The following is a 12,966-nucleotide window of genomic DNA, read 5'->3' on the forward strand; positions in this document are numbered from 1 at the left end:
CTCTTTCCGACTGCCCGCGCGATTTGTCCTCAAGACCACCAATTAAAGAATCCTCCTTGCCCCATTTAGATGACTATGAGAAAACAGCCTCTCCAACAAAAAGAGACACCGAATGAATCCTAACGGGTTCGGTTGTGAGGTGCAAAACGCTGATTCGCATCCGAATACGCAAAACAAATCACATATGTTTTAACAATTGATTAACAAGAAAAAAAGCAATGGAATTGGTTCCATTGCTTTTTTAGTTACTTTTATACTTTTCTTGGTACGCTTTGAATTGTTCTTCGTATTTTTGTAACTTTTTCACATCGACTTTAGAATTTAAGAATGGTTTTCTCTTACCTACAACCATCACATCATCTTCTCCAATAGGGCTTGCTAGATTTACATATGCTTTAAATTTATCGCACTTAGTATCAGGAATAGCGACAGACAACTTAGCGTACTCTTCGGTAGGAAATTGATTAGATATTTCTAACTCTTGAAGCCCTTTTAATTTAGAAATAGGTTCCAAAGACTCATCTTGAACCTTAATATTTGACAAACCAAGATATTTTAAATTAATAAGATACTTTAGAATTTGGAGATTATTTAATTTTAAATCTTTCGAATCGCCACCTGACAAATCTAACAACTCCAACTTTGTGCCATTTTGTAATGGTGTTATGTCATTCAACTTTGAAAAGTCTTTTATTGACAAAGATTTTAAAAAAGTATTTTTTGAAATATCCCATAAACTTTGGGCTTTGGTATTCCATTCTAGTGCTAATACCTCAACATCTTTAAGTGAACTAATTGCTGACAAATCTTCTACCTTCAATTCATATATAGAGAGCATTTTGGGATTAACAAAGCTCAATATTGTATTGAATTCATTTTGGTTCACTGTGTAAATCCATAATTTTGTCAGATTACAAAAAGACTTTAACCTCTCGATATTTTTTGTTTTTCCTTGGATTAACAACTCAGTGGAATTCTCATCTACATCAGCTAAATCATCAACAAAATGTGGGCGTTCATCAATACGAAAAATATATTGAGGATGTTCTTTTAAAAACAACATTCTTTTACCTCCACATCTAATAATTACGGAATAGCCAAGTTAATTTTACCAATAACTTCAACTTTAAGGAAAAATAGCTAAAGAATTTATTTTTAGCTATTGCATATAGATGATGTCATTTATATTGAATTTCTTTTTTGCAATCCCTATCCGTTGGGCAGCAGTTTTATTTACACCATTTGATTTATATGCGAAACAAAAATTGTAATAGGTCCGAAGGATGGTCAAAGCCATTTGAGCATACTTCGGATTAAAATTCGAATAAATATAACTTTTCCCATCTCCACGAGCAGTTGTTAAAGGTCTTTCCAAAATTGATAATCTACGCCGAATGTGTTGAATAAATGTATTTGTCGCATTATCGTTTACATTCATTATCAAGGCAGCAATATCTTTCGGCTCTAATGATGAAAGGTTGGTCGTACAATCTGTATGCCCAACAGCAACCGTTTTAACACATACTTCGGAGACTGTCTGTTGGACAACAGACTCTTGTTAATTGATACGCCAATTACACTGCTAATTGACCTTTTAAAACGGTAAAATCCCTTATATATCAACAAAGTAAAAGAATCCAATTCATATGTGAATTGGATTCCAAATTATAATGTTATTTACTGTTTTGCACCTCTGAACCGAACCCGTTAAATGAATCCTGGTGTCTCTCTCTATTTTATTTGGATAGCAATGCTATTACGGTATCTAATAGAACATTTACGCCTTTTTCGCATTCCTCCCAAGTAGTTAACTCTTCTTCACAATGGCTTTTGCCATTAAAACTTGGAACAAACAGCATTGCAGAAGGCACAAAGCTGGCAATAAATTGAGCATCATGTCCAGCACCCGAGACCATCCTTTTATTACTATAACCTAGTGACTGTGCCGATTTTTCTAGTTGGTTAACAATTGCTGAATTAAACCAAACGGTGTCCCGCTCCCACAGCTTTGTTATCTTTACCTCACAGCCCTCGTTTAAATCTAAGTTCGGAAGATTTTCAACAAATTCTTTAAAAGCACTAACAATCGCCGGATCTTTATGTCTAGCTTCTAAAGAAAATACCACCTTATTCGGAATCACGGTATGAATACTCGGATACACATTCACCCTGCCAATTGTAAATACCAGTTCTTCATCTAGAGAACATAATACCCTTCGAATTTCATTTATCAGGTTATTTGCGGCAAAAAGAGCATCTTTTCTCATACTCATAGGTGTCGTTCCGGCGTGGTCAGATTCACCTGTTATTTCTATGTCATAGCATGCCATGCCGACCACGCATTCCACGACGCCAATAGAAAGGGCTTCTTTTTCAAGAATCGGACCTTGTTCGATATGCAATTCTAAGAAAGCAGCACCCTCTTTTAGACGATTCTCTACTTCTCCCTCATATCCAATCGTTTTAAGTGCTTCCTCAAAAGTAATCCCCTTAACGTCTTTCTTTTTCAACATTACATTTTTATCAAATTTACCTGAAAGTACTCCTGATGCCATCATCGAAGGCTCAAATCTCGCACCTTCTTCATTTGTAAAATTAACAAGTGTAATCGGGATACGAGGCTTAATATTATTTTCCACCAATGTTCTGACTACTTCCAAACCAGCTAATACCCCAAGCACACCATCAAATCTACCGCCTTTTTTAACCGAATCCAAATGGGAGCCGATCAGTATGGGAGGTTTATTCTCCACACCGTCTAGCGTCGCATACATACAGCCCATATCATCAACCTTAACCGTTAAGCCTATTTCCTCACAGCATGATTGAAAAAAATCTCTAGCAGCACGATCTTCCTCAGATAACGACAGCCGGGTTACGCCATTGTTTTCAGTCCTGCCAAAGTTAGCAAACCGTTCAAGCTCATTCTTTAATCTCTCTCCATTAATTAAAAGCTTTTGCCGCTGCATGCACATCTCTCCTTTTAAATGGTGGTAGTGTAGTCAGGGAGCCTTGTATTGTATTATATTTATGTAAATATTCAGTTAATATTAATTATACCTCATCAATAATGTCTGTCATTAGACAAATTATCATTTCACTGTGTATGAAAAATAAACGGTAAAATTCCGGCTAAATTGGGAAATACCCATATTTCCTTAAAAATAAGGGAAGTTTTTCCGTTTATATTATCCAAATCTTTGAATTTCGCCTTAATTAGAGCAGTTAATCGGAATATCTCCGCCTATATCTGCTTTTAAGCTTCCCCAATATACATTAGCAGGAAATTCTCCGCCTATGAATTCTTAAATACATCTTGGTTTGCATTTTCCTGTGCAAATTGACGTTTTGCGATAGGAAACGGAACCCGTCAATAAATTTCACTTCTTTTATTAAAGTTTGTGATGAAGTGTAAAAAAATGTAATGTTTATTCTATTCATTTTTTGTATAACCTATGTTCGAATGTTGAATAGAACTAAATATGGAGGTCTGGTAATGTCAGAGTTAGAACCAATAGAGTACCAAACGGGAGCACCTATTCTTGATTATGATATAATTGATATTAAGAACACAGCAAATGGGTTTGAGGTCCTTCTTGATATTAATTTAGACAGCGGTTATTCATTATCAAGAACAACCCTGGAAATTACTCATGAAGATTTACAAGGTTATGATACAAATGAAATTGAAGAGGGTATTAAATTTGCGTTAGGTTTTTTTGAGAACAAAACTCAATAACCTTTCTCGGATAAAACCTGTTTTCAATTATGATGGAGTGGTTAGATGCCAAAAGCAAAGGCGAAAAGTGGAATAGGCCGAGGAACAGGTAAGAAGGGCTGGAATCGTTGGCAGGTTGGTGCTAAAAAAGCTAAAAATGCTAAACCTTATGTCAGCAAAGGGACTAAAAAAGTGGAGTCTGATAAGACAACTGATAAAGATACTACTGAATCCCAGTCATAATTTTTCTGTGTGAATTCTATTAATCAAACGTTTGATTAGTTTAGCAACTGATCTAATCAAACGTTTGATTAGTTTTTTATTTCAATTCAATTGTGTATTTTTGAGTATTTACCTCGTTAAAAGAGAAAACTCGTTCGACATAGTGAATCTCTTTTTCATCCATTAATAAAATGGTTGAACTCCTTGTACCATATCCTTCACTTTTGATAAACATCGGTGAAAGCATTCTTTCCAATTCTAATGAAACCCCCGTTTGAGGTAGTTTCTCATCTGGTGCCTGATCTGCTTTTTGAAGAAGCATTAATAGAGGCTCAATATAATCCTCTTGATTACTTTTCAAAATAGCGGCTAACCCGTCTTTGCCAGCTTGTACTTTTGGCCATTCTGTATTAAGTAAATGATTGCTGACACCATAAATCCCCGGAGCCACTTTTATTAACTCCTGCCCAACATTGGAATAATAGTATAGCTCATCACCATCCCCGGCTAACAGGTTATATCCTGGATACCAGTCATTATTTCTAACCAGACTATCCATATACTCCTTGATATCGCCTTTGTACTGCAGGGCATTTGCCACCAATTCTCCTCTTGAGCGTTTTCCCTCCGTAACTTCCATCGGATTTCGATAATTGGTCAAGGCTGTAAACCGCCCCGATTTGGTAACACCCATCCAAGTACCCATTTTTTCTAAATCCCGTCCGGCAAGGATTTCAGGATTGTCCTCCCAATAACGAATCGGTGCAGTCGGTCTTTGGTAAAATTCATCTCGATTAGCCGCAACCATAAGTTTGTATTTTGGATGTACCTTATATGCAAACAAGATTAAACACATAGAATACCCACCTCTTTTGAATAGATCACTGAATCTATTTTAGCAGTAAATTCCCCTATTAGGGAAAATGAAAGGACACTCCCATTTGGGAATGCCCTCTATTCTTATTTTTTCTTGGCATGTTTCCGCATATCAAAAGCAACTGCAACGATGATGATAGCGCCCTTTACAATGAATTGAATGTATGGACTTACACCAAGGAAAGCTAAACCATAGTTGATTACCTGGAAGATTAATACTCCCGTTATAACTCCTGGTACGGTACCAATTCCGCCTGATAGTGATACTCCGCCGACAACGCAGGCTGCAATGGCATCTAACTCGTACATATTCCCCGTATTGTTGGTTGCACTTCCAACTCGCCCTGCCTCTAAAGTACCTGAGAATCCATAAAGCAGACCTGCAATCATATAAATAATAATGATATTTTTTGCCACGTTAACGCCGGAAACCTTTGCTGCTTCAGCATTTCCGCCGATTGCATACATATTCTTACCAAGCTGTGTTTTATTCCATACCACCCAAATAATGAATGAAAAGGCAATTGCATATAAAATCAGGTATGGAAATTCATATTGACCTATTTTTATTCCCTTTTGCGCGAATGTGGTAAAGCTCTCACTTAATCCACCAATCGGCTGCGCACCATATGGCGGACGGTCAAAGTAGATGGAAGTGACTCCATAAACACCAATCATCATACCTAGTGTTGCGATAAATGGGGGTACGTGAAACTTTGATACGATAAAACCATTTAAAGTACCAAATAGTCCTGTTACAGCCATTGCAATTAAGATAGGAATAAACAAAGGCAATTCTGGAAGGTTTGGATACATTTTATAGGCATAATCACCTGCTTGAAGCAGTGAGGCTGAGACTACTGCTGCAAGTCCGACCATCCGTCCGGCAGATAAGTCCGTCCCGCCTAATATCAGGATACCCGCTATCCCAAGTGCAATAATAATCCTTGAAGATGACTGGCTTAAGATATTAATCAAATTGGTCATTGATAAAAAGTCAGGAGATGCAAAGACAATCCCAACAACAAGTAGAATTAAAAATACATAAATAACATTATCAAACAGCCATTTTACAACATTAGACTTTTTTGTGGCCTGAGTATTCATTTTGTTCTCCTCCTAATACAACGCTGCCAGTCGCATAATTTCTTCTTGCGTGGTTGTCTTTGTTTCTACGATTCCGGCTGCTCTTCCATTACTCATTACTAAGATTCTGTCTGTAACACCAAGAAGTTCAGGCATTTCTGAAGAAATCATGATAATTCCTTTTCCTTCAGCTGCTAATTCGTTAATTAGCTGGTAAATTTCAAATTTCGCACCAACGTCTATTCCCCTTGTTGGTTCATCCAGCAGTAGTACATCCGGTTTTGTTAGCAGCCAGCGGCCAATGATTACCTTCTGCTGGTTACCGCCAGAAAGACTTCCGATTGGCGTTTTTTGCGATGGCGTCTTGACTTTCATTGAATCGATAACCCATTTTGTATCATCATGAACTTTGCTTTCTGATAGAAACAACCCTTTTCGATACTGAGGCAGGTTGGCAATAATGGAGTTAAAGCTAATGCTTAATTGTGGATAAATCCCCGTTGTTCTTCTTTCTTCCGTAACTAGTGCAAAGCCATTTTTTATCGCATGCTGCGGCGAATGATTCTGAACAACCTTTCCATTTAACTCAATACTTCCTGATTTCAGTCCTCTGATACCGAATAGTGCCTCCATAACCTCGGTACGTTTGGAGCCTACGAGACCTGCAACACCTAATATTTCTCCTTTTCTCAATTCGAAGTTAATATTAGAAAATGACCCTTCTGTTTCGGCAGTTAAATCCTTAACTTTAAGGGTTACAGCTCCAGGTTGATTGATTTTTTCTGGGAAACGCTGTGACAGGTCACGGCCAACCATTAACTTAATAATTTCGTCTGTTGTTAACTCCTTTGCGCTTTTCGTTGCAATATACTGACCGTCACGCATGATTGTTACTTCATCTGAGATTTTTAATATTTCTTCCATTTTGTGAGAGATATAGATAATCGCTACGTTATCACTTTGCAGCTTTCTAATAATAGTAAATAAATGATTTACCTCTTTTTCAGTTAGAGAGGATGTTGGTTCGTCCATTACAATGAGCTTTGAATGATAAGAAACAGCTTTTGCAATTTCCACCATCTGCATCTCTGAGACTGACAGGTTTCCTACTTTGCTTCGCGGGTCAACTTTGATGTCGAGACTTTTAAAGATTGCCGTCGTATCCTCATACATCTTTTTTTCATCAATAAAGATTCCTTTTTTCGGATACCTTCCCAGCCAAATATTATCCATTACATTTTGCTGACGGACTTGGTTCAGTTCCTGGTGGACCATGGAGACTCCGCTTTCAAGTGCTTGCTTAGAATTCGCAAATGAAACCTCTTTACCGTCCAACAGAATTTTTCCTTCATCCATTGAATAGATACCGAATAAGCACTTCATTAAAGTTGATTTTCCTGCACCATTCTCGCCCATTAAGGCATGTACTGACCCTGCCTTCACTTTTAGGGAAACGTTGTTAAGAGCCATTACGCCAGGAAATCTTTTCGTTAAATTAATCATTTCAAGTAAATTGGCTGAACTTGCCTCTGACATGCTTAAACCTCCTTGCCTAACCATTTAACATGCATTTTTTATATAATAAAATTTAATTTCATCAGTCCTGTTTCAAACGATTACCTTGAAACATTGCCCCGAACGAAGGAAAAGAAAGGTATCCTTTTCCTTCGTTCGAGGAGCGCCATAGAGGCAATCCTCGGACTAGGCGCTTCCGCTTTTCTTACTTGTATGCGTCTTTACCTACCTGGATATTATCTTTTGTAACCTCGATGTAAGGAACACGAACTGCTTTTGCGTCGTCTAACTTCCACTCAGTTCCTTCCAATACATCCTTACCGTTTGCAGCATTTGCAGCAAGTTGAACAGTGGCTGCACCTTGGTTTTTCGCATCATTTAAGATGGAACCAACCATTTTTCCTTTTTCGATCATTTCAAGTGCTTCTGGAATCGCATCTACACCTACTACTGGCATAAACTTATCACCTGAGAAGTACCCTGCTTTTTCAAGAGAAGCAATGGCACCTAATGCCATACCATCGTTATTCGCAATAACAAATTCAATATTTTCGTTGTATTTTGCAATCCAAGCATCCATTTTTTCTGTTGCTTTCATTGCATCCCACATACCTGTATCTAGAGCTAGTTCGTCTACCTCAATTCCTTTTTCCTTTAAGGTATCCACAACATATTTAGTACGCGCTTCTGCGTCTGGGTGTCCTGGTTCACCTTTTAATAAAACGTACTGAAGCTTGCCATCACCATTTTTATCCCATTTATCTTTATTCGCTTCCCACGCCTTAGCAATTAGTTCACCTTGAAGCACACCTGATTCAGATGAGGTTGTTCCGACATAGTAAGCTTTTTCGTAGCCTTTTAATACACTTGCATCTGGCTCCTTGTTAAAGAAGATAACAGGAATATCCTTTACTTTTGCTTTATCAATGATGGTTTGTGCTGCCTTAGGGTCTACAAGGTTGATTGCAAGCGACTTAGCTCCTTTTGCAATAAGTGTGTCTACTTGTTCAACCTGCTTGGCTTGGTCATTTTGAGAGTCATTCAGCATTAAGTTCACTTTTCCGTCTGCTGCGGTTTCCATTGCACGACGAACATATGACATGAAATTATCATCGAATTTATAAATGGTTGCACCCACTGCTGGAAGGTCGCCGTCCTTGCCTTTTCCAGAATCCGTTGAACTTTTTTCTGTACCGCCGCAGCCAGTTGCTAATAGAATACTAGACGCAACTGTTAATGATAGAATTAACCCTTTTTTCTTTTTAAACATGTCATCCTTCTCCTTTTGCATTTGCTTTTTTTTTGTAAAGGCTCTGGTAAGCTCCGATTACCTTTACCTCAGTGAAAGCCCTTACACATATGGTAACATCGGAGAATTTCGTTCAATAGTTCTAACCTATAGCACTAATTTGCGATTTCCTAGATTTTTTTGTTCACGCAAAAGAAGACCGATTCATCTACGAATCAGTCTTTTTAACTATCATCCTATTAACTTACCGTTTCCTTACGAAATTCGGTTGGGGATAAGCCTGTCTGTTTTTTAAACACGCGGCTAAAATAATTCGGGTCCTTATAGCCGACAGAATAGCATATTTCTTTTAAACTCTTAGCAGCATCAACCATTTGCAGCTTTGCCTGTTTTATTCTTATTTCGGTTACGTAATCGATAAAGGTCATCCCAAATCGATCTTTAAATAATTTACTTAAATAAAAGGGACTTAGCTCCACATATTCTGCTACGTGTTCCAACGTAATGGACTCTGCATAATGATTTTCAATATATTCCTTTGCCTTATGTAGCATTCCCTTCGCATGATTGTTCCTCCAAAGCTGAACATGCTTGACGACTGCCAGTAAATTAGCTTTTCCTTTTTCTAGAATTAAGTTACAATCCTCTACCTCGTCAATCGTCAAGGAACATTCAAAGTGTATCCCTAAGTCATGCATCATTCGTGAAAGGAGAATAAAAAATTCATCAAAAGATTTTTTCACTACTGCAGCCTTTAATGCTTTGTTACCGGTCAGTTTGGTTACAAACGAATCAAATAAAAACATAACTTGATTTAGATCACCTTGTCGTACACCATCCAGCAATTTTTTCTCTATTTCCAGCACATCCGAAACGGAAGGCAGCTCACCAGCCCCTTGTTTACTGCTAAATAAATATTTTCGGTTTGAAGTTTTTAATAGCTGCTGTAAAGCAACTACCGCTTCATGATAAGATTTATTAAGCTCATGGCCATGACTATATGGGAGTCCTATCCCTATTCTTAAATCCGCATTTATTTGGCTTTTTTGAAAAGAACTAAATAGACTCTCAATGGTATGCTGTGCATTTGTTTTAAAATGCACCTTTTCCGGTAGTTCTTTACAAAGGAATAAAACAGGTACTTGAGAATCTGTCATTGGTCCTACCATAACTTCTTCCTTTTTCACTACTGTTTTCAAGACATCCTTAAGCCATAAATAATAGTTTTGCTTTAGATGTAAGTGAAATTCTCCTTTTTCCTTGGGCAAGAGGGAAAACAACATAATATAACCAGAAGTAATTTCTACCCCTAATAACTGACTCCATTCATCAAAGGAAATATCTTGGACTTGGTTTAGGATTAATGAAGACACCCACTCTTTCTGGGCTATGGAAACGGCACGGTCTAGGTTCTCCATCAAGCTTTGCTTTTCTTTCATAGACCTGCGCTCTTCAAATATCTCACCTGAAACACGCTGTAAACTCTCGAGAATATCCTGTTTTCTACTAGGTTTTAAGATATATTCTTTTACACCCTGCTGCATAACTTCCTTGGCATATTCAAAGGTATTAAAGGCTGAAACCATGATAAATCGAATGCATGGATCAGTGCTTTTGATTTCCTTAACAGCTTGAACTCCATCTATTCCGGGCATTTTTATATCCATAAAGATGATATCAGGCTTAAGTTCTCTAGTCATTTCAATCGCCTTTCTTCCGTTAGGCGCCTCACCAATTACCATTACGTCCTCAGAAGAGCTGTTTATGATCTTCGTCAATGCTTTTCGCTCCAAAACCTCATCATCCACAATTAGAACTTTCAACAAACTCTTCTCCTCCTTTTGCAACGCTTGGAATGGTCAGTGTAAACTTTGTCCCTTTACCTAACTCTGAATGTATTTCAATAATGTCTTTTTGATTGTAAAAAAGCTGAAGCCTGCGAATTACATTTTTCACGCCTATACCAGTTGAATGACCTTTTGATTTATTGTGTTCAAATACTTCTTCCATTTCTGTTCCGCTAACATAGTTTAGCAATCTATTTTTGGTGATTTCATCCATTCCATCCCCATTATCTACTATTTCCACATTAATTCTGTCATTCCTTTTATAGATATGAAGTCGGATTTCTGCATTTTCCTCATGCGATTCAACACCATGTATGAATGCATTTTCGATTAATGGCTGAAGTGTTAAACTAGGAATTTCTATATCCAAACAATCCTCTTCTATTTCAGTGATGAATTGAATTCGGTCTCCAAATCTTGTTTGTTGAATAAAAAAGTACTCTTTTACAATAGATACTTCGTCCCTTAGAGTGGCAGCTTTATTCAAATCGCCCCCAAGGTTATAGCGCAGTAATGCGGCAACAGATTCTATTAATCTAGAAGTATGTTCCGCATCCTCTAGGTAAGCCATCTTTGAAACCGTATTCAAAGTATTGAATAGGAAATGTGGATTAATTTGGTTTTGAAGACTTCTTAGTTCCAATTCTTTTAGGAGCTTATCAAGCTCCGATTTCTGCTTTATTTCTTTTACCAATTGTCTAAGATTTGAACGCATTTGGTTAAAGGTTTCGGTTAAGGGCTTTAATTCATCCTTGGTTGTTATCTTAATATCTTCACCAGATAGATTACCTTTTGAAATTTGCCGGGCTGCCTCGGATAATAGCGTAATTGGTTTTGTAATACCGCCCGAAATCCAAAGAGCGATCAATGTACTAAGAAAAAAAGCAGACGCGAAAAGAGAAAAAGAAAATAATTTATAATAATGATTTTGCCTTTCCATTTGATCATAGAAATTTTGATAGTCTGTCAGCTTATTATTCAGGAGTGCAAGCGTACTTTCTTGAAGGAATCCTGCTATTTTTAATGCTTCATTTAAGTGATTCGAATAATCGTTAATATTGTCTTTATGAAAAGCTTCTATCGTTGCGTCACATTCTTCTAGAAAGCTGTTTATCATATTTTGGTAGTTAATAACTGCCGTATCATTCGATTTCATTTCTTTATTGAAAAGCCATTGGTCATTTTGCAACTTAGATTTTTCAAGGTTATAGTCTTTTAAATAGGAGCTTTCCTTATCTAGCAAATACCCTTTAAGGTTTTCCGTAATTACGGTAGTTCTTTGTGAGATATCATTTAACATAAGAAACCGTTCAAAACTATCATCATATTCATTTATTAGGTTTTCACTACTTTGATAAAAAAGGACGCCAACAGAACTTAACAGCACCACAAGGACAATGAAATAGAGTAATAATTTCGATCGAATCCGAAATAACATCATCAGTATTCCTCCCCCATGGCCCGATGAATATCAGGTAAATCTTCTTCTCTCATAATCCGAGTATTCGTGTGAATAACGGGAGGAACCTTTTTGCCTTCAATTAGATCTATCATCATTACTACCGCTTTGTAGCCCATTTCAAAAGGCTCTTGGACTACTGTTGCTTTAATTGTACCTTCCGAAATGTACTTAAGTGTTTCAGGGAGACTATCAAATCCAATAATATAAACTTGATCCGGCTCTCTAAACTTTTCTACCACTTGGGCAATTCCAATTGCATCTAGTGCACTTGTCCCGTAGAAAGCATTGACTTCGGGGTAATCCGTTACTATTTGATAAGCCTTTTCAGCTGCTCGGACTCGACTAATTTCCGACTCTTCCACAGTAATGATTGTTATTCCCTCTTCAGATTCCACAGCATCCCGAAAACCCTGAACACGCTGCTGCTGGTGGTTTGCATAGAAACTCCCGGTAATAATGGCAACATTCGCCTGACCATTTGTATCTTCAATTAAGGCTTTACCTGCCAAAAAACCAGAATAATAATTGTCTGTTCCAATATAAGCCATCCGGTTACTATTGGCTGCATCTGTATCAATGGTTATGACAGGGAGTTTTTCTACGACTCTATTAATTAACGGGATGAATTGCTCATCACTCAAGCCTTGAGTAATAATACCATCCACTTTAGATGCCATTGACATTTCAATCGTTTTTAAGTGTTCATCGATATTAGCCTGCTTCGGTCCAGCATATTCCAATAATACACCATGTTCCTCCGCAGCCTTCTGTGCCCCTTCTTCAACAAGCCGCCAATAATCATTGTCTAGCTCCTCAGGGACCAGCACAAAATGATAATTATACGTTTCCATCGTTTTACCCTCTGCAGGCAAATCATGATTAACAACCTTATAACCATAAAATACAGAAAATGCACAGCTCACAAGAAAACACAAAACCCCAACACCATATGCAGCCTTAGTCAATCTGCTCATAAAACATCTCCATTACA

General features: G+C 37.4%; 11 protein-coding genes and 1 pseudogene. 2 read left to right on the forward strand and 10 right to left on the reverse strand.

Annotated features, from left to right (window positions below):
- Window positions 1–241: 241 nt before the first annotated feature.
- From CHI06_RS07835 to CHI06_RS07845, 3 genes and pseudogenes are all read right to left on the reverse strand, one after another.
- The gene (locus CHI06_RS07835; protein WP_095247870.1) at window positions 242–1,063 is read right to left on the reverse strand and encodes an internalin; all 822 of its coding nucleotides are present in this window, start codon (window positions 1,061–1,063) and stop codon (window positions 242–244) included.
- A gap of 96 nt (window positions 1,064–1,159) precedes the next feature.
- Window positions 1,160–1,492, reverse strand: a pseudogene (locus tag CHI06_RS30910) (insertion element protein); the annotation flags it as partial.
- A gap of 244 nt (window positions 1,493–1,736) precedes the next feature.
- A complete protein-coding gene (locus CHI06_RS07845) occupies window positions 1,737–2,969 on the reverse strand; it encodes a Zn-dependent hydrolase (protein ID WP_095247871.1) in 1,233 nt (410 codons plus the stop codon).
- 527 nt (window positions 2,970–3,496) lie between these two features.
- Between CHI06_RS07845 and CHI06_RS07850 the strand changes: the two genes are divergently transcribed.
- A complete protein-coding gene (locus CHI06_RS07850) occupies window positions 3,497–3,739 on the forward strand; it encodes a hypothetical protein (RefSeq protein ID WP_095247872.1) in 243 nt (80 codons plus the stop codon).
- Window positions 3,740–3,784: 45 nt separating this feature from the next.
- Window positions 3,785–3,961: a DUF3934 domain-containing protein gene (locus tag CHI06_RS07855; RefSeq protein WP_095247873.1), complete on the forward strand. Its 177-nt coding sequence runs from the start codon at window positions 3,785–3,787 to the stop codon at window positions 3,959–3,961.
- Between the two features lie 76 nt (window positions 3,962–4,037).
- Here CHI06_RS07855 and CHI06_RS07860 read toward each other — a convergent pair whose 3' ends face one another.
- From CHI06_RS07860 to CHI06_RS07890, 7 genes are all read right to left on the reverse strand, one after another.
- The gene (locus CHI06_RS07860) at window positions 4,038–4,796 is read right to left on the reverse strand and encodes an NRDE family protein (protein ID WP_095247874.1); all 759 of its coding nucleotides are present in this window, start codon (window positions 4,794–4,796) and stop codon (window positions 4,038–4,040) included.
- Between the two features lie 104 nt (window positions 4,797–4,900).
- Complete coding sequence (gene mglC, locus CHI06_RS07865; protein WP_095247875.1) at window positions 4,901–5,923, reverse strand: galactose/methyl galactoside ABC transporter permease MglC; 1,023 nt, start codon at window positions 5,921–5,923, stop codon at window positions 4,901–4,903.
- Between the two features lie 12 nt (window positions 5,924–5,935).
- Window positions 5,936–7,438 carry a galactose/methyl galactoside ABC transporter ATP-binding protein MglA gene (gene mglA, locus CHI06_RS07870; protein WP_095247876.1) on the reverse strand — a complete coding sequence of 501 codons (1,503 nt, stop codon included), beginning with the start codon at window positions 7,436–7,438 and terminating at the stop codon, window positions 5,936–5,938.
- 184 nt (window positions 7,439–7,622) lie between these two features.
- On the reverse strand, window positions 7,623–8,687 hold the full coding sequence (gene mglB / locus CHI06_RS07875) for a galactose/glucose ABC transporter substrate-binding protein MglB (protein ID WP_095247877.1): 1,065 nt from the start codon (window positions 8,685–8,687) through the stop codon (window positions 7,623–7,625).
- A 218-nt stretch (window positions 8,688–8,905) separates the two neighbouring features.
- Window positions 8,906–10,492, reverse strand: a complete 1,587-nt coding sequence (locus tag CHI06_RS07880; protein WP_095247878.1) for a response regulator — start codon at window positions 10,490–10,492, stop codon at window positions 8,906–8,908.
- The gene (locus CHI06_RS07885; RefSeq protein WP_095247889.1) at window positions 10,467–11,951 is read right to left on the reverse strand and encodes a sensor histidine kinase; all 1,485 of its coding nucleotides are present in this window, start codon (window positions 11,949–11,951) and stop codon (window positions 10,467–10,469) included. Before CHI06_RS07885 ends, CHI06_RS07880 begins: the two co-directional genes overlap by 26 nt.
- A 2-nt stretch (window positions 11,952–11,953) precedes the next feature.
- On the reverse strand, window positions 11,954–12,949 hold the full coding sequence (locus tag CHI06_RS07890) for a sugar-binding protein (RefSeq protein ID WP_095247879.1): 996 nt from the start codon (window positions 12,947–12,949) through the stop codon (window positions 11,954–11,956).
- Between the last annotated feature and the right edge of the window lie 17 nt (window positions 12,950–12,966).

This window comes from Bacillus sp. 7884-1, from assembly GCF_002272245.1.
Taxonomy (GTDB): Bacteria; Bacillota; Bacilli; order Bacillales; family Cytobacillaceae; genus Neobacillus.